The organism is Pseudomonas tensinigenes (assembly GCF_014268445.2).
Classification (GTDB): domain Bacteria; phylum Pseudomonadota; class Gammaproteobacteria; order Pseudomonadales; family Pseudomonadaceae; genus Aquipseudomonas; species Aquipseudomonas tensinigenes.
Genome location: NZ_CP077089.1, coordinates 2,908,917 through 2,934,458, shown reverse-complemented (window position 1 = coordinate 2,934,458; position 25,542 = coordinate 2,908,917). Strand labels below are relative to the sequence as shown.

The following is a 25,542-nucleotide window of genomic DNA, read 5'->3' as shown; positions in this document are numbered from 1 at the left end:
ACGATGTGTATATGGAACGTATATTAGCCAAGCTGCGCGCGAAATTGCAAATCAACTCAGCGCCGCATCGAAAAACGATGAGATAAGCCGACTGGAACGCCGCTCGGCCAGGCAGTACAGATAAGTCTCGGTAAAGAGTTCTTCACCATCGATTCTGATCGTGCGGATTTTTGGATCGGCAATGAACTCCGCTTCCGACACCACACCCAGTCCCAACCCACGCACCACCGCTTCACGCAACGCCTCGCGGCTGTCGATTTCCATGGCGATGCGCGGTTTCACCTGCGCCGCATTCAGCGCCTGTTCCAGCACCAGCCGCGTGGTGGAACCGGGCTCACGTTGTAGAAGCCGCTGCCCTTCCAATTCATCCAACCGCACGCTGCCGCGATTGGCCAGCGGATGCTCATGATGGGCAAACAGGATGATCGCGTGCCGCGCATAACGCACCGCACACAACGCAGGATCATCCTGACGCCCGGCCAGCACGGCGATGTCGGTCACATAGTTTTCCAGATCCGACAGCACTTGCGCCGAGTTGCCCACGCGGATCGACACGTCGATATTCGGGTGCTGTTGCAGGTAACTGTCGACCATCTCGATCACATGAAACGGCCCAACCGCACCGACCTTCAGTTGGCCGCTGTCGAGCCGTCCGGAATCGCGCATCAGGTTGTGCGCTTCCAGTTCCAGCAGGGCGATACGCTGAGCGATAGGCAGCAATTGCCGACCGACATCCGACAATTCAATCCGCCGCCCACGGCGATGGAACAGCTCAACATTGTGCTGACGTTCCAAGGCTTGAACTTGCATGGTCAGCGTCGGTTGGCTCAAGCCTGACGCCCGCGCACCGGCACTGAAACTGCCGTGACGGGCGACGGCGAGAAAGGCACGCAATTTGGCGCTCGACATCCATAGACTCCATCAATAGTTAGCTGCGGTTTCGCATATTGAATTGATTGAATGACTGTCACGTGACAGACCTAGCCTGTGGCAACTCCCAACCACACCGTGGAATGCCATGAAAACAATCAAACAGTTTCTGCGTGTCGTCAGCTTCACCGCACTTGCCTTCGGCGCCAGCCAGGTCTGGGCCAAGGACAAACTGACCATTGGCCTGATCCCTTCCGAAGACTCCCAGGCAATGATCGAATCGAGCAAACAAGTGCTCGACGATCTGCAAGCCAAAATCGGCATGCCGGTGGTGCCGTTCGTGGCCACCGACTACAACGGCATCATCGAAGCGCTGCGCTCGGGCAAACTCGACGTCGCCTACCTCGGGCCGTTCTCTTACGTGCTGGCGACCTCGGTAGCGGACGTCGAGGCGTTCTCGGTGGCGGTGACCAAGAAGACCGGCCAGAGCGCGTACAAAAGCGTGATTCTGGCGCGCAAGGATAGCGGCATTCATACGCTGGCCGACCTCAAGGGCCATACGTTCGCGTTCGTCGATCCGAGTTCCGCGTCCGGTCATCTGTTCCCGAAAGCAGGTCTGGAACAAGCCGGTTTCGCCCCGGACAGCTTGTTCAAACGGGTGATTTTCTCCGGCTCCCACGACGCCAGCATCCTCGCGGTGGAGAACAAGAAAGTTGACGCGGCAGCCGTGGCTGACCGCATCTTCGCAAGCGCCGTGGCCAAAGGGGTGGTGAAGCAGGATGACTTCGAAATCGTCTGGAGTTCCAAGCCGATCCCCGAATCGCCGATGGTCTGGCGCAAGGCGCTCGATCCGGAATTGAAGAAGAAGGTCGCCGACGCGCTGGCCTCGATCAAGGACGTGCCGTGGGGCGATCAGGGCGTGCTCAATGGCTTCCAGCCGACCACCGACGCGTCGTATGACGTGGTGCGCGACACCGCCAAGGTGCTCGATCTCGATTTGCGGAGCATGAAATGATCAGCATCCGCCAACTGACCAAACACTACGGCAGCAACCCAGTGTTGCGCGGCATCGACCTGGAAGTCGCTGCGGGCGAATTCGTCGTGGTGCTCGGTCAGTCGGGCGCCGGTAAATCGACCTTGCTGCGTTGCATCAATCGTCTGGCGCAGGCCGACAGCGGCACGCTGAATGTCGCCGGTATCGATGCCCTCGCCTGCCCTGACACCAGCGTTCTGCGCCGTGAAGTGGCGATGATTTTTCAGCACCACAACGTGGTGCCGCGCTTAAGCGTTTTGAAGAATGTGCTGACCGGCCGCCTCGGTTCCGTCGGCACCCTCGCCTCGATTCTGCAACTGTTCCGCCGTGAGGATGTGGCGCTGGCGATGCAATGCCTGGAGCGCGTCGAGCTGGCGCACAAGGCCGGTGAGCGTACCGATTCGTTGTCTGGCGGGCAGAAGCAGCGCGTAGGTATTGCCCGCGCCTTGGCGCAGCGGCCGCAGGTGATTCTGGCCGATGAACCGATTGCCAGCCTCGACCCGAAAACCGCGCGACTGGTGCTGCAATACCTGCGCGATGCCACCCGCGAACTGGGCATCACCGTGCTGTGCAATCTGCATCAGGTCGAATACGCCCGCGAGTTCGGCGACCGTGTGGTCGGCCTTGCTCACGGCAGCCTGGTGTTCGATGGCAACGCGTCGAGCATCACCGACGCCGATCTGGCGCGAATCTATCCGGGGCAATCGGCGCAATCCTCTGCTGACGTGCCCACGCCCACCCTGTCCTACCGCACTGCCTCGAGGGCCTGAGCATGACATCGCAAAACTATCAGTGGGTCGGCGAGCGGCCCCGTGGCACACGCGGTTGGCTGACCACCGGCGCCGTCGTCCTGATCGTGCTGTGGACGCTGAACTGGAGCGCGCAAGGTGCGCAACTCAGCCTCGGTGAACTGGCAGCGGGATTGCCGCAGATTGGTGACTTTCTCTCGCGCACCTTCCCGCCGGATCTGAGCATCCTGCCGCGTCTGCTCGCGCCAGCGGTGGAGACCTTGCAGATCGCCATCTGGGGCACCCTGCTCGGGGTGTTGCTGGCGATTCCGCTGTCGTTTCTCGCCGCGCGCAATCTGAGCCGCAATCGCTGGGTGTTTCACGCCACCCGTCAGGCGCTGAATTTCACCCGCAGCATCAACGAACTGATCCTCGCGCTGATTTTCGTTTCAGCCGTCGGCCTCGGCCCGTTTCCCGGCGTGTTAGCGCTGGCACTGCATGGCCTGGGCATGCTCGGCAAGTTCTTCGCCGAGAGCATCGAAGAGATTGATCAAGGCCCGATTGAAGCGCTGCAAGCGACCGGGGCGCGGCCGTTGCAGGTGATCGTGTTTGGCGTTTTACCGCAGGTCATCACGGCGTGGATTGCGGTGATTCTGTACCGCTTCGAAGTCAATCTGCGCTCGGCCACCGTGCTGGGCATGGTCGGTGCCGGCGGCCTGGGATTCGAACTGGTGAGTAGCCTGAAGTTGTTCAAATACCAGGAAACCGCGACCTGCATCATCGTCATCACCTTCATGGTGATTGTCGCCGACGCCATCTCCAGCCGCCTGCGCGCGGCGATCCAGAGCGGTTCGGCGCACTAGCGTAAAGCTGCTATCGGCTGAGCCGATTCAAACCTGCGATTTATCGATTTGTACCGTTGTCGACCGCCATCGAGTATGTGGCCACACGACAACAATAAGAAGGATCCACCATGACTGCCCGTTTTCAGAACCCCGTCGATACCCGCTTCGGCTGGGGCAGCCTGCAAGACCTCGCCGCCATCACCGAGCAGCAGACCGTGGCCCTCGTTACCTTTCCCGAAGCGCGTGGGCTGGGGCTGGTCGATCGCCTGCAAGCCTTGCTCGGCGAGCGCCTGATCTACATTGTCGAAGACGTCCAGCCCAACCCCGACGTCGCCCACCTGCGCAACACTTACGAGCACTTCTGGCAGCACGCCGGCGACTGTGACGTGGTCCTCGCCGTGGGTGGCGGCAGCGCCATCGATACCGCAAAGGCGTTGATCGTCGGCACCGAATCCGGCCGCTTCGATGAACTGTTGAGCCTGCTGTCCAGCGGCAAACCGTTCACCCCGGCCCGTTGCAAACAACTGATCGCCGCGCCGACCACCGCCGGCACCGGCAGCGAAGTCACGCCGTGGGCGACGATCTGGGACAGCGCCAGCCAGAAGAAATACTCGCTGCACCTGGACTGCACCTGGCCTCGGGTGGCGATCATCGACCCGCAACTGATGCTCACCGTGCCGGCCAGTGTCACCGTGTCCACCGGTCTCGATGCGCTGTCGCACGCGCTGGAGGCGATCTGGAATGTCAACGCCAACCCGGTCTCGGACACCTTTGCCATTTCCGCGATCGAGGACATCCTCGAATGTCTGCCGCGCCTGCACAAAGACCTCTCCAGTCACGAATTGCGCAGCCGCATGGCACTCGCTGCGCTCAAGGCCGGGTTGGCGTTTTCCAACACCAAAACCGCACTGGCGCATTCGATTTCCTATGAAATGACCTTGCGCCACGGCTTGCCCCACGGCATCGCCTGCTCCTTCACCTTGCCGCTGGTATTGGGTTTGGCCTGGGGCCAGGACGCCACGCGCGACCGTACCTTGCAACGGGTATTCGGCGCGGACCAGGGCAAAGCCCAACAGCAGTTGCGCGAGTTCCTGCACAGCCTCGGGGTGAAGACCGAGTTTGCCGATTACGGCGTCTCGGCCAAGGACGCCGAAGCCATCATCCACCTCGCGATGCAGGGCGCGCGCGGCAAAAACTTCATTGGTTCGCAAGCCGCCTGACGTCGCCCGAAAACTGAACGACCCAAGCACAGCCGGCGGCGTACAACGCTGCGGTGATTTCCTGTCGCACCGAAAAAGAGTGCACCCGCCGACGACAAACGGCGGGACTCCACAACAATAAGGAAAAGATCATGAATCGTGCCGAAACAATGCCTGGTCTCGCCGTCCGTTCCGCCTCGTTCCGGGTCGCCCAGTGGCGCATGCTGCTGGCGGCGATGTTCTGTTACCTGTTTTTCTACACCGGTCGGCAGACCTTCGGTTTTGCCATTCCGGGGATTCAGGCCGAGTTCGGCCTGAGCAAGGAAACCCTCGGCTGGGCTTCTGCGGCGATGCTCTGGGCCTACGCGATTGGCCAGGCGATCAACGGCAACCTCGCCGACAAATTCGGTGGCCGGCGCATCATGACGCTGGGTGCGGTGCTGTCCTGCGGTGCCAACTGGCTGACCAGTTTTGCCAGCGGTTTCACCAGCCTGATTCTGCCGTGGGGCGTCAACGGCTACTTTCAGGCCTTGGGCTGGGCGCCGGGCGGTCGGTTGATTGCCAATTGGTGGGCGGCGGGCGAGCGCGGCAAGGTCTATGGCTTCTACACTTTCGCCGCCGGTTGCGCGTCGATTCTGTCGTACGTCACTTCCATCGTCGTGCTCGAAGTGCTGCAACTGGAATGGCGCTGGATCTTCCGTTTGCCAGTGCTGCTGATGCTCGCCGGCGGGATCATTTTCTATCTGGTTGCCCGCGAACGGCCACAGGACCTGGGCTTCGAGCCGGTGGGCGATACGGGTGTGGCCAACGCCGACGACAAGCATCAGGAAGCCGCACAGGGCGAAGTCGAGTCCTCGGCGCAACGCTATAAAGCGGTGCTGAAGAATCCTCGTTTGCTGATCGCCGCGCTGTCACTGGGCTTTCAAAACGCGGCGCGCTACGGCTTGATCGTTTGGGTACCGGTGCACTTTCTCGGCGCTGACTGGAAAAGCGGTGACGGCATGATCGATCCGAAATGGATCACCGTCGCCCTCCCCGTCGGTATGGCGGTGGGTGCGTTGAGCAACGGCTGGGTATCGGACAAGTTGTTCGGCTCCAAGCGCTATCTGGCGATCATGCTCTATATGTTCCTCGGCGCCGCCACCAGCCTGTGGATGTGGAGCCTGCCGCCACACAGCATCATCGGCCTGATTGCCCTGTTCCTTTGCGGCTTCTTCGTCTACGGCCCGGCCTCGAGTTTCTGGGCACTGTGCCCGGATCTGGTCGGGGCCAAACGCGCCGGTACGGCGACCGGGATCATGAACTTTTCCTCCTACCTGTTCGCCGGCCTGGCCGAGCCACTGATCGGGCGTCTGCTTGACACCACGGCAAATACGTCTCTGATCTTCATAGTGGTCACCAGCGCCTGCCTGTGCAGTGCGGCAGTGGCATTGTTCATTCGACGCTGACGGGGCTTGCATGTACCAGTATCACAAGTGGTTGCGTTCGTTTCATGCGGTGGCCAAGACCGGGAGTTTCACCCTCGCGGCGGAGTACCTCTGCGTCGGTCAGCCGACCGTCAGCGAGCAGGTCAACGCGCTGGAGAACACCTTCTCGGTGGAGCTGTTCCATCGCCGTGGCCGCTACATCGAAATGAGCGCAGCCGGACACAAGCTCTATGCGATCACTCAGGGTCTGTTCGGTCAGGAGGATGAAGCCGTGCAACTGTTGCAGAGCTTTAAGCAGCGCAAAACCGGCATGTTGCGCCTCGGAGCGGTGTCGCCGCCGATTGCGATGAACCTGACCTATGAGCTGATGCAGCGCCATCCGGACATCGAGTTGGAAACTTCGTTTTCTTCGGAAAAGGACACCCTGGCGCGGTTATTCAACTTCGATATCGACGTGGCGATTCTGGCTTTGTCGGAATTCGATGAGCGCTTCAACACGCGGCTGTACCACCGTTATCCGATCATCGCCGTGGTCCGCGATGACCATCCCTGGGCCGGTCAGTCGCAGGTTCACATCAGCGAAATCAGCCGCGAGAAATGGGTGATGCGCGAGCAAAGTGCGCGCACCCGACAACTGGTGGAAGAAAGCTGCAAGCGCCTCGATATCGAGCTCGATTGCGTCATGCAACTCAACAGCCGCGAAGCCATCGTCCACGCCATCGTCAAGGGCATCGGCATCGGGTTTGTCTCGGCGGTCGAGTACGCCGAAACACCCGGCACCACGCCGATCACCTTTGTCGATCACCCGTTCTTTATCGAATACCACCTGTGCTGCCTCGGCATCCGCAGGAACCGGCCAGTAATTGCCGAACTGTTTGATGCGAATCCACCGCTGACCTGATCAGCACTGACCCTTGACCGCCTACCTCATTGCCGAGGGACGGCCCACGCTTACCTGAAAACGGAGATTGACCATGCAGTACCAACAACCGACTCACCTGCAAGCCGCGATCCTTGACTGGGCCGGCACCGTTGTCGATTTCGGCTCGTTTGCGCCAACGCAAATCTTCGTCGAAGCCTTTGCCGAGTTTGGCGTCGCGGTGTCGCTGGAAGAAGCGCGCGGGCCAATGGGCATGGGCAAGTGGGATCACATCCGCACCTTGTGCAACTTGCCACAGATTGCCGAGCGTTATCGTGCAGCGTTTGATCGCTTGCCGAGTGACGACGATGTCACGGCGATCTACGAGCGCTTCATGCCGTTACAAATCGAGAAAATCGCCCTGCATTCGGCGCTGATACCGGGTGCGCTTGAGGCGATTGCGGCGTTGCGTGACAAGGGTTTGAAAATCGGTTCGTGCTCCGGTTATCCGGCGGTGGTGATGGCCAAGGTCGTCGAACTGGCGCGGGAAAATGGCTATGTCGCCGATCATGTCGTGGCCACCGATGAAGTGCCGAATGGCCGGCCCTATCCGGCGCAGGCCTTGGCTAACGTGATTGCCTTGGGCATTAATGACGTGGCAGCTTGCGTCAAGGTCGACGACACCTGGCCGGGGATTCTCGAAGGGCGCGCCGCCGGTATGTGGACGGTGGCGTTGACCTGTTCCGGCAACGCACTGGGCCTGAGCTATGAGCAATACAAGGCGTTGCCGTCGGATCGACTGGCGGAAGAACGTGCGCGGATCGGCAAGATGTTCGCCCCCTCGCGCCCGCATTATCTGATCGACACCATCGCCGAGTTGCCCGAGGTAATCGAAGACATCAATGCGCGCCTGGCCCGGGGCGAAACCCCGCAAGCCTGCTGAGTAGCCCCCTGCCCCTGATCATTCCCACGCTCTGCGTGGGAACGATCAACAGCCAAATCGCAGGCAAAAAAAAGCTGCCAAAACCGGCAGCAAAAACTTTAAGAACACGCGATGTATTGGCCTCAGCATAGACGCCGAATAATGACAGTGTCATGACAGCCGCAAATTCATTGAACCGCCCCTGCCCCGTCATCAGGATGTCATCAAGATCACGGCAGAATCCTCGCAAACCGTCTTGAGCCTCGCGACGGATGCTCTGCAAGGATTCCCATGAAAGACGACGCCTCGCTGTTTGCCGCCATCGACCTGGGTTCGAATGCCTTTCGCCTGATGATCGGCCAGTCGGTGCGCAGCCGAAAGGGTTTGCAGATTCAGGAAGTGAAAACCCTGCGTGAACCGGTGCGCCTCGCTGAAGGTTTTGACGGTGGCGCGCTGGATGCGTTGGCACTGGATCGCGGCTGGCAAGCATTGGCGCGGTTCGGCAAAAAGCTGCGCGGTTTCGAGGCCGGCCGAGTCCGTGCGGTGGCAACCAGCGCGGTGCGCGAGGCTGACAATGCGCAGCTGTTTCTCGCCAGCGCCGAGCGGCATCTGGGCTTTCCCATCGACGTCATTTGCGGCCATGAAGAAGCGCGTCTGGTCTATGCCGGCGTGACCCACGCCTTGCCAAGCGCTGAAGACCTGCGCCTGGTGGTCGACATCGGCGGCGGCTCAACCGAGCTGATCCTCGGCCAAGGCTCGCAACCGTTACTCACCGAAAGCATCGCCATCGGCAGCGGCACGTTGAGCACGCGGTTCTTTCGCGGCGGTGACGTGTCTGCCGGGGCGCTACAGGAGGCCGAACGCTTCGCCATCCTGCAGTTTGAAAAGGTCGCCCGGCGCTATCGTGCTCAGGGCTGGCAGCAAACCATCGGTTCGTCCGGCACTGCGCGCATGCTGGCCAAAGTGCTCAAGGCCAATCGCCTAAACGACTTCGGTCAGGACGGCATCACCTACGGCGGCCTGCTGCGCCTGTCGTTACTTCTGCTGAAAGTGAACAACGTGCAACAGCTCAAGCTTGCCGGCCTGCAACCACACCGCCAGAGCATTCTCCCCGCCGGTCTGGTGTTGATGCTGGCGGCGTTCAAAGTGTTCGGCATTGCGCAAATGCTGCCGTCGGAACCGGGCCTGCGTTTAGGCGTGTTGCACGGTTTGATGAGCCAGCACTGATCCTCGCCACGGCAGATTCGTCTCCCCTTCAGCGGCTCGATCGACTACCATGCCGCCGTCGGTTCCCGAAGGGGACTAACAGGGAATCCGAGGTGCTTGCACAGCATTGATCGGAACTGCCCCCGCAACTGTAGGTGCCGAGCCTGCTCCACAACTGCCACTGGGTAAATCCCGGGAAGGCCGGAGCCAAGGCGATGACGCATCAGTCAGGAGACCTGCCGACACAGTGATTACTAACCGGCGGGGTGTCCGGGAAGGACATCGTGCCGTGTACTTCTTCTTTTGATGACCGGCCTTGCGCAGTTTCCCTGACCGCGTTCGATGGTGTGTTTCCGATCCGTACTCTCCCGCTCCCGTACGGTTCCCCTGGAGACTGCCCCATGCTGCTGCCCCGCATTGCCACCCTCATCACCGGCCTGAGCCTTTGCGCCATGGCGCAGGCGGCCCCGACTGCGTATCCGCTGACGATCGACAACTGCGGCAGCACCCTGACCTTCCAGCACGCACCAACGCGCACGGTGACCATCGGCCAGGCCGGCACGGAAATGCTCTACGCCATGGGCCTGAGCGATAAAGTCGTCGGCACCTCACTGTGGTTCAACAATGTGCTGACGAAGTACAAAGCGCAGGACGACAAGATCCAGCGCCTGGCCGACAACGAGCCGAGTTTCGAATCGGTGATCGGCAAGCGCCCGGAACTGGTGGCTGTCGAGCTGGAATGGATGGTCGGCCCGCAAGGCGCGGTCGGCACCCGTGAGCAGTTTCATGAACTGAAAATCCCAACGTATCTGCTGCCCTCCGATTGCGAAGCCAAGGACAACCTCGTCGGCGCCGACGGTACGCGGCTCGCACCGTTTCGCATCGAGACGATTTACAAGAGCGTGAGCCAACTGGCGCAGATCTTTGATGTGCAGGAGCGTGGCCAGCAGCTCAATGATGAACTCAAGGCCAGCCTCGCGCGTTCGATAGCCACCGCCCAAGGCAAACAGCTCAAAGACGCCAGCGCGCTGGTCTGGTTTTCCAGCGCACAAATGGACATCGAGCCATTTGTGGCCGGGCACAAAGGCATTCCCGATTTCATGCTCAGCACCCTCGGCGTGCGCAACGTGGTGGAGTCCGATGAAGAGTGGCCAACGGTCGGCTGGGAAACCATCGCCAAAGCCAATCCGACCTTCCTCGTCATCGCGCGCATGGACCGTCGACGCTTCCCCGCTGACGACTACGAAAAGAAACTCGCCTTCCTGCGCAGCGACCCGGTCACACGCAACATGGATGCGGTAAAGCACAACCGCATCATCATTCTTGACGCCATGGCCATGCAGGCCAGCCTGCGCATGTTCGATGGCATCGAGCAACTGGCCACGGCCATCAACGGCTATGACCTGTCGCAATGAGTGCCAGCCTGATCCGCACGTTATTGGCCTTGGCCACACTGTTGATTGCAGTGGTCGCTGGCGTAGCCATCGGCGAAACCTCGATTGAACCGGGCGTGGTCGTGCAAGTGCTGGCAAACAAGTTGTGGAACGCCGGTTACGCGCTCGACCCGATCGACGAAGGCATCGTCTGGAACTACCGCCTGACCCGCGCACTGGTCGCGGCGGCGTGCGGTGCCGGTCTGGCGACGTGCGGGGTGATTTTGCAGTCGCTGTTGCGCAACCCGTTGGCCGATCCGTATCTGCTGGGGATTTCTGCCGGGGCTTCGACCGGTGCGGTGATGGTGGCGTTGTTCGGTGTTGGCGCCGGGCTCATCTCGCTGTCAGTCGGAGCTTTCGCCGGTGCAGTCACCGCGTTCGTGCTGGTGATTTTGCTGGCGCGCGTCAGCGGCTCCGCCAGTGGCACCGGGCAAATCATTCTCGCGGGGATCGCCGGCTCGCAGCTGTTCAACGCGCTCACGGCGTTTTTGATTACCCGCTCGGCCAGCTCTGAACAGGCACGCGGGATCATGTTCTGGCTGCTGGGCAATCTCGGCGGCGTGCGCTGGCCGTCGGTGTGGCTGGCGGTGCCGGTGGCCGTGTTCGGGTTGGTCGTGTGTCTGTGGCATCGGCGGGCGCTGGATGCGTTTACCTTTGGTGCGGATTCGGCGGCATCCCTCGGCATTCCGGTGCGACGCGTGCAGATTTTGCTGATCGGTTGTGCGGCGCTGGTGACGGCGGTGATGGTGTCGATTGTCGGTTCGATCGGTTTTGTCGGCCTGGTGATTCCCCATGCGGCGCGGCTGTTGCTTGGCACTGGTCATGCGCGACTGCTGCCGGCCAGTGCGTTGGGTGGCGCGGTGTTTCTGATTGCTGCCGATGTGCTGTCGCGCACACTGATCAAAGGTCAGGTGATTCCGGTCGGGGTGATTACCGCGCTGGTCGGTGCACCGGTGTTTGCCTTGATTCTGGTTGGCCGCAGGTCCGCACGATGAGCAGCGTTTTGAGTTGTTCAGGGCTGACATTCAAGGTGCGCGGCGCCGAGTTGCTCAACGGTGTCAGCCTTGAGGTTCAGCGCGGCGAAACCTTGGGCATCGTCGGGCCGAATGGCTCGGGAAAATCCACACTGTTGAAATTGCTGGCGGGGTTGCGCGAACCGAGTGCTGGCGAGGTGCTGCTCGAAGGTCAGCGCCTGGGCAAAATGGCCCGGCGCAGCATTGCGCAAAAGCTGGCAGTGGTCGAACAACAGGCCGACACCGACGACGGCATTCGCGTGTTTGATGCCGTGGCGCTGGGGCGAACGCCTTGGCTGTCGGCGCTGCAACCGTGGTCGCAGGTGGACGACGCCATCGTCGAGCAGGCGTTGACTGACGTTGATGCGATGCACCTGCGCACACGCCTGTGGCGCAGCTTGTCGGGGGGTGAACGGCAACGGGTACACATCGCTCGGGCATTGGCGCAACGACCGCAGATTCTATTGCTGGACGAGCCGGCCAACCACCTCGACATCCAGCATCAACTGACCATTCTCAACGTGGTGCAAGCGTTGCCGGTAACCACGCTGATCGCACTGCATGATCTCAATCAGGCGTTGAAATGCGATCGTCTGGCGGTGCTGGAACGGGGTCGACTGGTGGCGTTGGGCGCGCCGTTGGAAGTGCTGACACCGCAGCGGTTACAGGACACTTTCGGGGTCAGGGCGCACTATCTGACGGACCCGTTTGATGGGGCGCAGATTCTTCGATTCCACTCATGACATCCTGCATGTGCGTCGTCTGCCAGACCGGGTCAGCGTCGACCTCGATAATCTCGAAGCCCTGCCGCTGCCAGAACTGGATGGCCCCCGGCAGAAACGGATGAGTGTGCAGGTAGATCAGCTCGACCCCGTCGGCGAGCGCCATTTCCTTGAGTGTTCGATACAGCGCGCCGGCCAGCCCTGAGCGTCGCTGCGAGGGCAGGACGAACAGGCGGACGATTTCCACCACGTTACGGTCAGGCCAGGCAAGGCGCGGGAAGCGTCGGTCGTAAGGCAGATAACCGATGGACGCGACGATCTGCCCTTGCTGGCGAGCAATCAGAAAACGCCCTTTCCCACCCAGATAAACCTCGGCGAAACGCGCCAGATCGTCTGGCATACCCGTTGCGCTGAGCTTGGGGAAAAGCTCGGCACGGGCCGCCAGAACAAAGTTCAGCACCTCGCCAATGTCTGCTTCAGACACGGCCTGAATGATCGGTTGATGACTCATGTAGTGCAAACGCCTCGACTGCGGCCGGTCAGAGTAACAACACCCTACCCTGTGCTGCCATGGAAATTCCCCGAACCTGAATGTCATGCCCCGGCAGGGTCAACACCTTCATTGGCTGACCCGCCGCCATCTCCGGCAGCCGATAACTGCGCCATGTGAAATCTTCCGGACGGTTTGCGCTGCAGGATATCGCTTCGCAAATCAAGCCGCTCGTGGCCGGGAAGACGCCCTTTGAAAACTCAATGACGCCTCTGTGTAAACGCACTCAAACCCGTCCCGGCAAGTCTCTGATTTCGATCTATCGTTAGATCGAAATGGCTGTATTTGCGACCGACTAAAGGTTGCGACAGCCGATGTCTGAGCCTATGTTGCACGCGAGTCTTTTCCCCGCGATTGGAACGCGATCAACACCACCAAGAGGTGAAGAAATGTCAAAGGAATCACGCCCTGCCGTACTTGGGCTGATAGGCAACACTCCGCTGGTTCAAGTCACCCGCTTCGACACCGGGCCTTGCACGCTGTTTCTCAAACTCGAATCGCAGAACCCCGGTGGCTCGATCAAGGACCGCATCGGTCTGGCGATGATCGACGCCGCCGAGCGTGATGGTCGCCTGCAACCCGGTGGCACTATCGTCGAAGCCACCGCCGGCAACACCGGCCTGGGCCTGGCACTGGTGGGTCGCGCCAAGGGCTATCGCGTGGTGCTGGTGGTGCCGGACAAAATGTCCACCGAGAAAGTCCTGCACTTGAAAGCCATGGGCGCCGAAGTGCACATCACCCGCTCCGACGTCGGCAAGGGTCATCCCGAGTACTACCAGGACGTCGCCGCGCGTTTGGCGAAAGACATTCCCGGCGCGTTTTTCGCCGACCAGTTCAACAACCCGGCCAACCCGCTGGCCCACGAATGCAGCACCGCGCCGGAGATCTGGGCGCAGACCGAACATGATCTGGACGCGATCGTCGTCGGTGTCGGTTCGGCCGGTACGCTGACGGGCCTGAGCCGCTTCTTCAAGCGTGTGCAACCGGATCTGGAAATGGTCCTCGCTGACCCGGTCGGTTCGGTCATGGCGCAATACAGCCGTGACGGCTCGCTGCCGACGCCCGGCTCATGGGCGGTGGAAGGCATCGGCGAAGACTTTATTCCGTCGATCACCGACCTCTCCAGCGTGCGCCACGCCTACTCGATCAGCGATGAAGAAAGCTTCGATCACGCCCGCCAGTTGCTCAAGGCCGAGGGTATTCTCGGCGGCTCGTCGACCGGCACCCTGCTCGCGGCGGCGCTGCGTTATTGCCGTGAACAGACCGAGCCGAAACGCGTGGTGAGTTTTGTCTGCGACACCGGTACGCGCTATCTGTCGAAGGTCTACAACGACCAGTGGATGACCGATCAGGGCCTGCTGCAGCGCAAAGGCTACGGCGATTTGCGCGACCTGATCGCCCGGCGTTTCGAGGATGGCCGCGTGATCAGTGTCGGCCCCGGCGACACCCTGCTGACTGCGTTCCAGCGCATGCGCCTGGCGGATGTCTCGCAACTGCCTGTGCTGGTGGAAGGCAAGCAACTGGTTGGCGTGATCGACGAATCCGACATCCTGCTGCCGGTGCACGAAGACGCTTCCCGTTTCAGCCAATCGGTGTCCAGCGTGATGACCGACAAGCTGCAAACCCTTGCCCCCGGCGCCAGTCTTTCCGAGCTGGAAGCGGTGCTCAGCCGTGGCCTTGTCGCGATCATTGCCGATGCATCGGGCTTCCATGGCCTGATCACCCGCACCGACATGCTCAACCAATTACGGAGATCCCTTGCATGAGTCAGCACGACGATAAATCCCAAGGCTTCGCGACCCGAGTGATCCACGCCGGGCAGACGCCGGACCCGACCACCGGCGCGCTGATGCCGCCGATCTACGCCAACTCCACGTACCTGCAAGACAGCCCCGGCGTACACAAGGGTTTCGACTACGGGCGCTCGCACAACCCGACGCGTTTTGCCCTGGAACGCTGCGTGGCGGACCTGGAAGGCGGCACCCAGGCGTTTGCCTTTGCTTCCGGGCTGGCAACGATTTCCACGGTGCTCGAACTGATCGATGCCGGTTCGCACGTCATCTCCGGCAATGACTTGTACGGCGGCACGTTCCGCTTGTTCGACAAGGTCCGTCAGCGCAGTGCCGGACACCGTTTCAGCTACGTCGATCTGACTGACCTGGCGGCGTTCGAAGCGGCGCTGCAGGACGACACTCGCCTGGTGATTGTCGAGTCACCGACCAACCCGCTGCTTAGCCTGTCGGACCTCGCCGCTATCGCCCGTATCTGCCGTGCACGCGGGATCATCAGCGTGGCCGACAACACCTTTGCCAGCCCGTATATCCAGCGGCCGCTGGAGTTGGGTTTCGACATCGTGCTGCACTCGACCACCAAGTATTTGAACGGCCACTCCGATGTGATCGGTGGGATCGCCGTGGTCGGCCAGAACCAAGAACTGGCCGAGAAGCTGGGCTTTTTGCAGAACGCGGTCGGCGCGATTGCCGGGCCGTTCGATGCGTTTCTGACCCTGCGCGGGGTGAAAACCCTGGCGCTGCGCATGGAGCGTCATTGCAGCAACGCACTGGATCTGGCGCAGTGGCTGGAGCAGCAGCCGCAGGTCAAACGCGTCTACTATCCGGGGCTGGCTTCGCATCCGCAGCATGAGTTGGCCAAGCGCCAGATGCGCGGTTTCGGCGGAATGATTTCCGTGGATCTGAACAGTGATCTGGCGGGCGCGCGGCGCTTCCTTGAGAACGTGAAGATCTTCGCCTTGGCGGAAAGTCTCGGTGGCGTGGAAAGCCTGATCGAGCATCCGGCAATCATGACCCATGCGACCATTCCGGCTGATACCCGGGCGAAACTGGGGATCGGCGACGGTCTGGTGCGTCTATCGGTGGGCGTCGAAGACGTCGAAGACCTGCGCGCCGATCTGGCGCAGGCGCTGCAATCGATCTGACTTTGCAGGAACGACAAAGCCCGCATAAAGCGGGCTTTGGTGTTCGAGTAGGCGGCCAGTGCTGGTCTCTGGCTTACAAGGTTTATCGGGCTTCCCACAGTACCGGGTCAAATTGAAAGTTAGTGCCTCGGCTGCTTCACACGGCATAAGGGCTGGATCTCAGCGCGGAGATCTTTCTAACCGTGTACCTTTCGGAGCGCGCCCCACGCCCCCTTGCTATCCGATTGCGCATCAGTCTGCGTCTTCGCCTACATCTTTGAGCCTAGCAAAGGCTCGCCGACGCGGGTCAGTGTTTTTAGACTGATTCGAGCTTTGCCCGAATCGGGCAGGAAGAGAAGCGCCTAACGGCCGTCGATCCCCCTACTGCACTAGCACATTTGTGCTAATCGACCGCCCTGTCAGCTGGCGTTATATTCCCCCGCACCCCTCGATGTTCCTCAACGTTGCCTACTCGCAGCGTGCGGGATCGTTGTGCCTGGAAATCAGAACAACACCAAGGAAGACACACCATGAAACTGCATGCAAACCTCACCAAAATCGCCTTATTCGGTGCCGTGCTGCTCGGCATGGCCGGCTGCCAGACCGTCAAACCCACTGAAGCGAGCATGAAAGAACGCGCGCAAACGGTGATCGGTAAACCGGTGTCGAAAATCGACAACATCCGCAACGACAGCACCCTCACCTACTACACCGCGTACACCCCGGCCGGGGAATACAACTGTGAATTGCCCAGCGGCGTAATCATCGCTGTGGCGAGCATGGGCATCATGTCACCGCCGCTGTCGTGCCTGCCGAAAGGCGCCTCGCCGATTCCATTCCAGTAATTCCATCACGTCGGTAAAGGACACCGTTTGCCCATGAAAACCCTGATCGCAACACTCACCTTCAGCGCCTTGTTCCTCACTGGCTGCGCCACGCCGAAACAATGGGAAGCCACTGGCGGCAGCAAAAACGATGGCGTCGTCCAGGTCTCCTATGAACTGGGCCAGTTCGAAAGCGGCCAGACCAGCGCCGAACAAGGCCTGACTGTCGCCGCCCAACGCTGCAAGACCTGGGGCTACAAAAACGCCGAGGTCACCGGCTCCGAGAAAAACATCTGCCGCACCATGGGCCAGTACAACTGCCTGCAAACCACTATCACCCAGGATTACCTGTGCAAGCGCTAGACGCTTGACCCTGTAGGAGCTGTCGAGTGCAACGAGGCTGCGATCTTTTGATCCTGATCCTGAAAATCAAGATCAAAAGATCGCAGCGTGCCGAAGCTCCTACAAGGCTTGGGTTTGCGGTTGATGATCGCGCAAGGCTCGCAACGTTGCGCGCAGTTCGGCCGGGCGCACCGGTTTGGACAAAATGGCAATCTGGCGGTCATGTAGCGCGGCCTGGATTTTTTCGACGTCGTGTCCGGTGATGATCATTGCCGGCACTGCCCAGCCCCGTTGTTTACGCACATCGTCGATACATTCGATGCCAGTGGCGTGGGTGCCGAGGTCATAATCGGCGACGATGATGTCGCAGTCGGTCATCAAATCCCGCCCGCTCAGTTCCGCTTGAACCACACAGCCCCATCGCTCCAGCAGCGCCGAAGTCGCGAGCAATACGTTGCGATCATCCTCCACCAGACACACCTTCAACCCGGTCAGTAAACCGACCTGACGTGTTTCATCCCGATTGACCGTTACCTGCGGCGGCGCGGTGATCGGCAAGCCGTACAGAGTCACCGCTGTTCCCCGCCCGAGCCGCGAGCGCAGAGTAACGCCCACGCCAATCAACTCCCCCAGACGCTTGACGATCGACAGCCCCAACCCCACGCCTTCGACGTCTTTGTCACGCACTTGCCGCACCCGATAAAACTCTTCGAACACCTTGGCCAGATGCTCTTCGGCAATTCCGTTGCCTTGGTCATAAATCACAATGGCCAGCCCTGCCCCGCGCCGACGCACGCCGATCAAAACCGGCCGATGCGCACCGTATTTGAAGCAGTTGGAAAGTACGTTCTGCACCATGGTCGCGAGCAACGCCGGATCGCTGCACACCCAGTATTCGCAGGGGCGAATCCGCAGCTCCACGCCGGCCCAACGCGCCGCTTCGGCGTTCTGACGAATCAGATCCGCGAGCCATTCACCTAAATTGAAAGTTTGCAGTTTGGGCAGAACCCGGCCGTTGTCGAGGGTGTACAGATCGAGAATCGAGCGGAACAACTGCGAGACGTTGAGCAACGAACGGTCGATGTTGTCGACCAGACGTCGCTCCTCATCGCCCAACCGCGATTCCCGCAGGCACGCGGTAAACAGACCGATGGAGTGAATCGGCTGGCGCAGATCATGACTGGCCTGGGCGAGAAACCGCGATTTTTCCAGATTCGCCGCCACCGCTTCTTCGGAGGCCTTGCGCGTACGCTCCAGCAACAAATGCGCGTAAAACGGGATCACCGTGCTGGTGAGCATCAGCATCAACACCATGAACGGTTGTGCCTGCCACACCGGGGTCAGGCGATAAACACACAGCAATGCCAGCAAGGCCAGCACCGTGGCAATCGCCAGATAACGCGAGCCGTAACGCATGCCATTACCCAGATTGACCCAGATAATCACCGCATACAGTGGCAACGCTGCCTCGCCACCGACCACAAGACCAAAACAGGTGCCGGTGTAATCGTGAACCATGGAAAAAATCCGCCGCGCCGGGTAATGCCCCGGCCAACGTGCAATCGCCTGACGCAAACCGATCGAGGCCAGCAAAAACAGAACGATGTAGGTGACAACCGGCAGATAGGTATCGAAGCGCTGGCCCGGCAAAAAGCCCAGTATCAGCATATAAACCACGGCAATAGCGGCGATGATAATGCGCAGATTGGCCTGGTCGAGTTCGGTGTTTTTCTCGAACTTCACGGGAAACGTCCTTGTGCGGCAATCGTCAGATTCAGAAGCAGCCTACAGGCAACCCTTGCTCTCGGTGCTAATGTGCAGACCTTGAGCAACGCCTGACCCAAGGAGGGTCACGCCATGACCTGCCGAATTATCATAGCCGACGATCACCCACTGTTTCGCGAGGCGATGCTGCGCACGGTTCTACGTTTGCTTCCCGACGCCATCATCGACGAAGCCGGCGATCTCGACGCCGTGCTGGCGCTGCTGCCGTTGGGTGATGAGCCGGACACATTGATTCTCGACCTGCGTTTCCCCGGACTCACCTGTGTCAGCCAGCTCGGCGAACTGCGTCGGCGCCTGCCGCGTACCACGCTGATTGTGGTGTCGATGATCGATGATGAGGCGTTGATCAGCGAAGTCATGGCCGCCGGTATCGACGGCTTTATCGGCAAGAACATCGCCCCCGATGAAATCGGTCAGGCGATTCTGGCGATTCGCGAAGGTGAAGTGCTGGTGAAGTTCGCGCCATCAGGCTTGCTGCCACTGGAAACCGGTGCCGCCCTCACGCCCCGTCAGCAGGACGTGCTGCGCTTGATTGCCCAAGGCAAGACCAACAAGGAAATCGCCCGCGAACTGGATATCTCCCCGTTCACGGTACGCATTCATGTGTCTTCTTTATTACGCACGCTGAACGTGCCCTCGCGAGCGGCCGCCGCGGTGAAATACACGGGGACTCTGTAGGCGCTCGGCAGCTCCTACACGGGATCGGTGTGTTGCTGCAGCAATTCCATGGCCTCAGAGGAAAATCGGTAGGTCTTGTCACTCCCAAGCACGATCAGCCCCTCTTCACCCAGACGCTTGAGCACTTCACGCACGCTGACGAACGACAGCTCGGGCGATGAAGACTCGACAAACGCATGCACACCATTCACCCCTATCCCATGCCCGTCGCGGCCGGCCACCACCAGTGCATTGATGACTTTGAAGCGGATCAGGCTGGTGCGCAATCCGAAGTGGCGCAGCAGTCCGCGAATATACGCATTGGCGCTGCGATCAAACTCAAAGGCCAATGGGTTGTTCGCTGCCCGAAACGCTGAAGGTGCGTTTACAGCGCCAACGCCTGGGTGGTTAAACATGGCGAATACTCCCTTTCTGAAATGTTCAGGCAGGTTGCAGCTGCTTCCCGCCTGCCGACCACGTGTCGGACAGGCAACGTGATCGTGACTTTCTATATAGAAGGTGACGACAGCGCCGCCCTTCCCGCCCCGTCAGAAATCGACCGTGGCCGACAGCTGCAAGGTCCGCGGGTAACCCGGAGAGAACGCGCCGTAGGACGCCACGCCCGACCAGTACTCACGATCGAACACGTTCTGCACCGTGGCGCGGAACGTCGTTGGCCGGCCTTCGATTTTTGTCGCATAACGCGCGCCGGCGTCGAAGCGGGTCCAGGCATCCAGTTCCTGAGTGTTGGCCTGGTTGACGTACTGGCTGTCGGTGTAAATCGCCCCGCCGGTGAGGGTGAAGCCTTCAAGCCATGGCGTGTCCCATTCGGCCCAGAGGTTGGCTTGCACATCCGGCACGCCAACCGGTTTGTTGCCGCGATTGGCCTTGGTCGCCGAATCGGTCAGTTCGCCGTCGAGCACGGTCACGCCGCCCATCAGGCGAGTGCCCGGTGCCACTTCGCCGAACATGCTCAACTCGATACCACGGTTACGTTGCTCGGCCTGCACCGAGAACACGTTGTCGGCACCGACTTCGCCACTCGGTTTCTCGATCTGGAACAACGCCAGCGTGGTCATGAACGTGCCGTGCTCGTACTTGACGCCAATCTCATGCTGCTTGGATTCGTAGGGGGCAAAGGTTTCGCCGGCGTTGGACGCCGTGCCCGGGGCGATGTCGCCCTTGCTCAAGCCTTCGACATAATTGTAGTAGAGCGAAACGTCTTGCCAAGGCTTGACCACCACGCCAACCAGCGGGCTCGTGGCGTTGTCCTTGTATTTCGAACTGACCGCACCGGCCGCGTTGTAGTTACGCGATTCGATGTCCTGACGCCGCACGCCGAGGGTCAACTGGAAGCGGTCATCGAGCATCGACATCGTGTCGGTCAACGCCACGCCGGACAGCTCCGATTCGGAAACGCGCAACACTTTTGGCGAGTTGATGTACTGCTGCGGCCTGTCGATCGGGTGGTAGATATTCGACAGAATGGCCGTGCCGTTGTTGATACCGCGCGACAGCTCATCCTGATACCGGGTCGCCATGACCGTGGTGGTGTGAGTGATCGGGCCAGTGGCAAACACGCCACGCATACCGACGTCAGCCGTCGAGCGATCAACGTTGAATTTGTAGTAACCCGGGATGTTGCTGGTATCGCCGGCGTCGTTGAGGATTCTCGGCACCTGATCGGACAGGCGCTTGACGTCGGACTTGCCACCACCGGCATGAGCGAACACGGTGACGTTATCCGTCAGGTCATATTTGCCACCGAGCAAGGCCGACTGCTCTTTGGTGTCCGACCAGCCCCAGTCCTGCGAGTGATTGGTGCGGCCGTTCGGCGCAGACGGCACATCAACGCCCGGCGCAATGGTGAAGGGCCGCGAAGCGCCCTCCCAGCTTTCTTTCTGGCTGATGTAATCGAGGTTCAAGCGCAAACGCTCGCCACGATAATCCAAAGCGATCGCGCCGACACCGAGATCGCGGTGTTGATCGTCAATCGCCGTATCACCACCCTGCAGGTTGCCGTTGAAACGCACGCCGAACTGGTTTTCCGAACCGAAGCGCCGGCTCAGATCCAGATGCCCACCCACTTGAGAATCCGAGGCATAGCTGCCGGTGAACCGGGTCAGGTCTTCATCCAGCGGCCGCTTGGGCACGATGTTGATCACGCCGCCGACGCCGCTGTTCGGCGAGATGCCGTACATCAGCGCGCCCGGCCCCTTGAGCACTTCGACGCGCTCGGCGTAGTCGGTGAACACCCGATAATTCGGCGCGACACCGTAGACGCCGTCAAACGCCAGCTCACCAAGGTTGCCTTCGCCAATCGGGAAGCCACGGATGAAAAACGAATCGACGATACCGCCAGTCTGCCCGGTCGAGCGCACCGAAGGGTCGCGTTCCAAGGCGTCGGCGACGGTCACGGTCTGCAGATCGGCGAGGGTCTTGGCGGTGTAACTGGTGACGCTGAACGGCGTGTCCATCACGTCTTTGTTGCCCAGCATGCCCAACCGGGCACCGCGCGCCACCTGGCCGCCGGCGAGGGTTTCCGGTAACGCAGTCGCGCCGTTGTAACGGGCGTTGACGTTGGTGGTGTCGAGGGTCAGCGCGTCCGGAGCGGCGTTCGCAGTCGGGTCGGCGGCAACGCCTGGTTGCTCGGGGCTGGCGGCCCAAGCGTTGGCGCTTCCTGCGACCAAAACGAAATTCAGCATGGCGGTACGCACGGCGAGTGCTAACACCCGCTCACCGCAAGGACGACTGACAACAGGCATGACGTGAGGATCCTTTTCATCGAGGGAAAATGGTAATCACTCCTATTGCCAGTCGATCTGCGAAAAAGTATCACCCGCAGTAAAGTTTTTTTCTGTCGCCCGCTCAGGGTCAGGCGTAGAGACGTTCCAGCGGGATCGCGACCAGCGGCAACGCAGGGTCAAACGCGTGCCGGGTGGTCTTGTACGGAAAAATCTCGCCGCGAGCGATGGTGGTGAAAATCCGCGCCACCTCGAACGCCTGCCCGGTCTGCCAATGCCGCACACAGACGCGCGGATCGGAGTAGTCGAGCTGGATGCACGGCACCCGTCTCAAGCCCAACTGCAACGCCGCGGTGAAACGGTGATTGCCGTCCATCACGATGCCGCGCGAACGCTCGACGATGATCGGTTCCAGCCAATGCCCGGCGCGGACAATCGACTCGCGCAGTAGCGCCACGTTGGCCGGGTCGACCTGCTCCGATTGCAACACGTCGCACAGTGGTCGCAGCGCAATCTGATAACCGTGGTCCATGGTGATCTCCTGATTCGCCGGGGATTCAGCAGGCATCGGCGCGGGCCACCGGCGCATGCTGACTGGCCATATCGAGCAGGCGCTGGGCGAGTTCGATCAGCGGCAAGTCGACCATTTCGCCGTCCACTTGCACCGCGTGACTGCCCGTGGCCACCGCCCGCATTACGCGGTCAGCCCAGGCCAATTGACGCGAGTCCGGCAGGAAGGCGCGCTGCACCGTCGCCAGTTGCCCGGGATGGATGCACAGCTTGGCGCCGAAGCCCAGCGACCGCGCGTAATGCGAGTCCTTGGCGACCACCGCCAGGTCGCTGATCGCCGGCGTCACGCCATCGATTGGCGACGGCAAATCCGCCGTGCGCGAGGCCAGCACGATGCGGTTGCGGGCAAACAGAAACGCCTCGGGCACCTGGCTGCAGTTGATGTCCAGCGAGAAATCCAGCGAACCGAACGCCAGCCGCGCCAGGCCCGGAATGGCCGCGATCGCTTCGACCTGTTGCAGGCCTTTGGCGGTCTCGATGATGGCGACGATCGCCAGTTTCGGTTGCCACGCCAGCAGGCGTTCGACCACGCGTGCCAGGGCCTCGGGGCATTCGGCTTTGGGCAGGAAAATCCCCTCGCAACGCTCGGGGTAGCGCAGGTCGCTGAGCCAGCTCAGATCCTCGGCAAACAGCGTGCTGCTGACGCTGTTCAAGCGGATGTACCGCTCGCAGGCAACGCTCGGTGTTTTCTCCTGCCATGCCCGGATGGCGTCACGGGCGGCGACTTTGCTGTCGGGATGAACGGCATCCTCAAGGTCGAGAATGATCGCGTCCGGCCCCGCATCGCAGGCTTTGGAAAAACGCTCGGGACGGTTGCCCGGCACGAACAGGTAGCTGATCGCGAGTGGCGCTTTGCGGCTGAGTCGATCGGATTGCATGGCGTTGCTCCTTTGACGTGAACCAGTCGTGGTTTCTGAACATTTTCAGGCCCCATCAACGGCAGATTTGCCTGCTGTTGCGGGGCTTGTCGCAACTGCCCTTAACGCCTTATTGATCAAGGAATTAAGAGACTTTTTAATCTCGGGACGAACGAGTCCTTGAGCGTGTAAATGCACGTTCATGGATTCACCTGAAGCAGGTCGTTATTGAAAAATATTTGAAAACCTTACTTGATAATCGTTCCTGTTCGCAATATTGTTCACGCCGCCAAGAGGAACTATTCTCGTTTCAAAGCAAGTCATCGGTATCTGCAAAAGTACCTGTCAGTGATGTCACTAAAACATCAGCTACAGGCTGCTACAGGGCAATGGCCAGCAACTAATGGCCATTCAGTACATCCGCACAAACCTTATGGAATGGGGTTCTCATGCAATTGTTCTGTGAACCATTTATTACGATCAGGGCTACAGATCCAATAGCGGACTTCACTTGGCATCCGCCTCCCAGTTGTTTAAAGGCTCGACGCTGACGAGCAAAAAAGACGACCTGCATCGATAACAATCGGTGATCGAACTATCAATGGCGACGTAACTTTCGAGGCCAGGGGCTAACTATGCCTACAACAAATAAATCTGCTGTTGAGCAGCCGTATAAAGTTCATCACCCGGAGATATTAACGCCGCTGATCGACCCGGTTATTTCCACGCTTATCAACAAGTTCCCGAACAAACTTGCAGACTTGGTGGAACAACAGGGCTCACCGTTAAATCTGGTCTGGCCTCATGCGTTTGAATTAAACACGCAAGCGCTGCTGAACGTGTTGAAGCAATACCAGGTTCCCCATGCCATTTTCTACGGGGCCAAGGCCAACAAGTCGCAAAGCATGCTCGGCGCTGCAGCGAATTCGGGGATCGGCGTCGATGTGTCGAGCATTCACGAGTTGAATGCTGCCCTGCGCGCAGGTGTGCCGGGCACCAAAATCTGCGCCACAGGACCGGCCAAAACAGCCGTTTTCCATCAAGCGCTGATCAGCGCCGGTTCATTGATTTGTGTGGATTCGCTGGAGGAATTCGATCACCTGCATAGCGTGATCCCCACACAAACAGGTCCGACGAAAACCAGAGTGCTACTGCGTTACAGACCAAAAAGCAGTCAGAACAGCCGATTCGGGATGGGCTCGCAAGAGCTGCTGCAATGCCTGCAACGATTGACAGAAAAGCCTGAGCTTTTTCATTTTGAAGGTTTCCATTTTCACCTCGGCGGCTATGGATTCGAATCCCGCGCACAGGCCTTTCGTGAGGTCTGCGGATTTATCGAGGCGGCCAGGGAAATGGGCTTGAATCCGCAGATGATCGACATCGGTGGTGGCTTGCCGATTCGTTATGTCGAGCCTGAGACCTACGCTCAGTTCCTGCAAAATGACAATAACCCGAGCCACTATTACAACCAGAAAGTTCCCGCCACTTATTATCCTTACGGCAGTGAACTGACCGCGACGCAATGGCTGACGTTATTGCTCGAAGCCGAGCATTCGCTGGGCTTGTCGATTGCCAATTACTTGCAGACGCAGAATATAACCCTCGCACTCGAACCCGGCCGAAGTCTGGTCGATCAAGCCGCCATTTCAATATTTCGCGTCACCCGCAGCAAACAATTGGCTGACAATAAAACCGTGATCTTCGTGGAGGGCAGCAGTTTCAGCGCTTGCGAAACCTGGTTTGCCTCGGAATATCTGGTAGATCCGATACTTGTCAGCACCAAACAACAGCCACACGCCCCGATCCAGGCTTATATCGCCGGCCATAGTTGCCTGGACGATGACGTCATTACCCATCGCCTGATCAACTTTGCAACGGCACCGCAAGCCGGTGACTTATTGATTTATATCAACACCGCCGGTTACCAGATGGACTTGCTGGAAAACGAGTTTCATCGCCATCCCCTGCCCCGGCGGTTGATGGCGACCTGTTGTACGGAAGGTAACTATGCGTTTTCACCTGACTACTAAAGGGAACAATTG

The 25,542-nt window shown here is 60.0% G+C and carries 24 protein-coding genes and 1 riboswitch; of the genes, 17 read left to right on the top strand and 7 right to left on the bottom strand.

The features are described 5' to 3' along the window. Positions 1 to 51 precede the first annotated feature (51 nt). A complete protein-coding gene (locus tag HU718_RS12985; RefSeq protein ID WP_186614442.1) occupies positions 52 to 909 on the bottom strand; it encodes a LysR substrate-binding domain-containing protein in 858 nt (285 codons plus the stop codon). Positions 910 to 1,018: 109 nt separating this feature from the next. On the opposite strand from HU718_RS12985, the gene phnD reads away from it, so the two are divergent. From phnD to HU718_RS12930, 11 genes are all read left to right on the top strand, one after another. Next, on the top strand, positions 1,019 to 1,885 hold the full coding sequence (phnD, locus tag HU718_RS12980; RefSeq protein WP_186614440.1) for a phosphonate ABC transporter substrate-binding protein: 867 nt from the start codon (positions 1,019 to 1,021) through the stop codon (positions 1,883 to 1,885). Further along, entirely contained in the window at positions 1,882 to 2,673 is a 792-nt protein-coding gene (gene phnC, locus HU718_RS12975) for a phosphonate ABC transporter ATP-binding protein (RefSeq protein WP_150707603.1), read from the top strand. The genes phnD and phnC overlap by 4 nt, the downstream gene beginning before the upstream one ends. Before the next feature lie 2 nt (positions 2,674 to 2,675). After that, positions 2,676 to 3,494, top strand: coding sequence for a phosphonate ABC transporter, permease protein PhnE (phnE, locus tag HU718_RS12970; protein WP_186614438.1), 819 nt, complete (start codon positions 2,676 to 2,678; stop codon positions 3,492 to 3,494). Between the two features lie 110 nt (positions 3,495 to 3,604). After that, complete coding sequence (gene psrA, locus HU718_RS12965; protein ID WP_186614436.1) at positions 3,605 to 4,696, top strand: iron-containing alcohol dehydrogenase PsrA; 1,092 nt, start codon at positions 3,605 to 3,607, stop codon at positions 4,694 to 4,696. A 131-nt stretch (positions 4,697 to 4,827) separates the two neighbouring features. Then, positions 4,828 to 6,123, top strand: coding sequence for an MFS transporter (locus HU718_RS12960; protein WP_186614434.1), 1,296 nt, complete (start codon positions 4,828 to 4,830; stop codon positions 6,121 to 6,123). A 10-nt stretch (positions 6,124 to 6,133) separates the two neighbouring features. After that, positions 6,134 to 7,003, top strand: coding sequence for a LysR substrate-binding domain-containing protein (locus HU718_RS12955; protein ID WP_186614432.1), 870 nt, complete (start codon positions 6,134 to 6,136; stop codon positions 7,001 to 7,003). Positions 7,004 to 7,076: 73 nt separating this feature from the next. Continuing rightward, complete coding sequence (gene phnX / locus HU718_RS12950) at positions 7,077 to 7,904, top strand: phosphonoacetaldehyde hydrolase (protein ID WP_186614430.1); 828 nt, start codon at positions 7,077 to 7,079, stop codon at positions 7,902 to 7,904. Positions 7,905 to 8,174: 270 nt separating this feature from the next. Further along, positions 8,175 to 9,110: a Ppx/GppA family phosphatase gene (locus HU718_RS12945; protein ID WP_186614428.1), complete on the top strand. Its 936-nt coding sequence runs from the start codon at positions 8,175 to 8,177 to the stop codon at positions 9,108 to 9,110. A 42-nt stretch (positions 9,111 to 9,152) separates the two neighbouring features. Next, positions 9,153 to 9,347, top strand: a riboswitch (cobalamin riboswitch). A 143-nt stretch (positions 9,348 to 9,490) separates the two neighbouring features. Continuing rightward, positions 9,491 to 10,504: an ABC transporter substrate-binding protein gene (locus HU718_RS12940; RefSeq protein ID WP_186614426.1), complete on the top strand. Its 1,014-nt coding sequence runs from the start codon at positions 9,491 to 9,493 to the stop codon at positions 10,502 to 10,504. Between the two features lie 8 nt (positions 10,505 to 10,512). Continuing rightward, positions 10,513 to 11,517: a FecCD family ABC transporter permease gene (locus tag HU718_RS12935; protein WP_186614484.1), complete on the top strand. Its 1,005-nt coding sequence runs from the start codon at positions 10,513 to 10,515 to the stop codon at positions 11,515 to 11,517. Next, on the top strand, positions 11,514 to 12,278 hold the full coding sequence (locus HU718_RS12930; RefSeq protein ID WP_102902147.1) for an ABC transporter ATP-binding protein: 765 nt from the start codon (positions 11,514 to 11,516) through the stop codon (positions 12,276 to 12,278). Before HU718_RS12935 ends, HU718_RS12930 begins: the two co-directional genes overlap by 4 nt. Here HU718_RS12930 and HU718_RS12925 read toward each other — a convergent pair. Continuing rightward, positions 12,217 to 12,768 carry a GNAT family N-acetyltransferase gene (locus HU718_RS12925; RefSeq protein WP_186614424.1) on the bottom strand — a complete coding sequence of 184 codons (552 nt, stop codon included), beginning with the start codon at positions 12,766 to 12,768 and terminating at the stop codon, positions 12,217 to 12,219. The genes HU718_RS12930 and HU718_RS12925 overlap by 62 nt on opposite strands. Positions 12,769 to 13,196: 428 nt before the next feature. On the opposite strand from HU718_RS12925, the gene HU718_RS12920 reads away from it, so the two are divergent. The 4 genes from HU718_RS12920 (at position 13,197) to yecR (ending at position 16,908) form a co-directional block, all read left to right on the top strand. Then, positions 13,197 to 14,573 (top strand): pyridoxal-phosphate dependent enzyme, encoded by a 1,377-nt coding sequence (locus HU718_RS12920; RefSeq protein WP_110720940.1) that lies wholly within the window; start codon positions 13,197 to 13,199, stop codon positions 14,571 to 14,573. Then, the gene (locus tag HU718_RS12915) at positions 14,570 to 15,742 is read left to right on the top strand and encodes a cystathionine gamma-synthase (protein WP_102902144.1); all 1,173 of its coding nucleotides are present in this window, start codon (positions 14,570 to 14,572) and stop codon (positions 15,740 to 15,742) included. The genes HU718_RS12920 and HU718_RS12915 overlap by 4 nt, the downstream gene beginning before the upstream one ends. Before the next feature lie 509 nt (positions 15,743 to 16,251). Further along, complete coding sequence (locus HU718_RS12910) at positions 16,252 to 16,566, top strand: hypothetical protein (RefSeq protein WP_186614422.1); 315 nt, start codon at positions 16,252 to 16,254, stop codon at positions 16,564 to 16,566. A 33-nt stretch (positions 16,567 to 16,599) separates the two neighbouring features. Next, the gene (gene yecR / locus HU718_RS12905; protein ID WP_186614420.1) at positions 16,600 to 16,908 is read left to right on the top strand and encodes a YecR family lipoprotein; all 309 of its coding nucleotides are present in this window, start codon (positions 16,600 to 16,602) and stop codon (positions 16,906 to 16,908) included. A gap of 99 nt (positions 16,909 to 17,007) precedes the next feature. On the opposite strand, the gene HU718_RS12900 is transcribed toward yecR, so the two are convergent. Beyond that, entirely contained in the window at positions 17,008 to 18,630 is a 1,623-nt protein-coding gene (locus HU718_RS12900; protein WP_186614417.1) for an ATP-binding response regulator, read from the bottom strand. A 114-nt stretch (positions 18,631 to 18,744) separates the two neighbouring features. Between HU718_RS12900 and HU718_RS12895 the strand changes: the two genes are divergently transcribed. After that, positions 18,745 to 19,350, top strand: a complete 606-nt coding sequence (locus tag HU718_RS12895) for a LuxR C-terminal-related transcriptional regulator (protein WP_150731063.1) — start codon at positions 18,745 to 18,747, stop codon at positions 19,348 to 19,350. Positions 19,351 to 19,364: 14 nt separating this feature from the next. On the opposite strand, the gene HU718_RS12890 is transcribed toward HU718_RS12895, so the two are convergent. The 4 genes from HU718_RS12890 to HU718_RS12875 all read right to left on the bottom strand — a co-directional run bounded on the left by HU718_RS12890 (position 19,365) and on the right by HU718_RS12875 (position 23,521). Further along, positions 19,365 to 19,745, bottom strand: coding sequence for a fe2+ zn2+ uptake regulation protein (locus HU718_RS12890; protein ID WP_186614415.1), 381 nt, complete (start codon positions 19,743 to 19,745; stop codon positions 19,365 to 19,367). Positions 19,746 to 19,877: 132 nt separating this feature from the next. Next, positions 19,878 to 22,094 (bottom strand): TonB-dependent receptor, encoded by a 2,217-nt coding sequence (locus tag HU718_RS12885; protein WP_186614413.1) that lies wholly within the window; start codon positions 22,092 to 22,094, stop codon positions 19,878 to 19,880. A gap of 109 nt (positions 22,095 to 22,203) precedes the next feature. Further along, positions 22,204 to 22,641, bottom strand: a complete 438-nt coding sequence (locus HU718_RS12880; RefSeq protein WP_225936854.1) for a ParB N-terminal domain-containing protein — start codon at positions 22,639 to 22,641, stop codon at positions 22,204 to 22,206. After that, on the bottom strand, positions 22,631 to 23,521 hold the full coding sequence (locus tag HU718_RS12875; protein ID WP_150731066.1) for an HpcH/HpaI aldolase/citrate lyase family protein: 891 nt from the start codon (positions 23,519 to 23,521) through the stop codon (positions 22,631 to 22,633). The genes HU718_RS12880 and HU718_RS12875 overlap by 11 nt, the downstream gene beginning before the upstream one ends. Before the next feature lie 614 nt (positions 23,522 to 24,135). Here HU718_RS12875 and HU718_RS12870 point away from each other — a divergent pair. Continuing rightward, on the top strand, positions 24,136 to 25,530 hold the full coding sequence (locus HU718_RS12870; RefSeq protein ID WP_150707587.1) for a Y4yA family PLP-dependent enzyme: 1,395 nt from the start codon (positions 24,136 to 24,138) through the stop codon (positions 25,528 to 25,530). Positions 25,531 to 25,542: the final 12 nt, after the last annotated feature.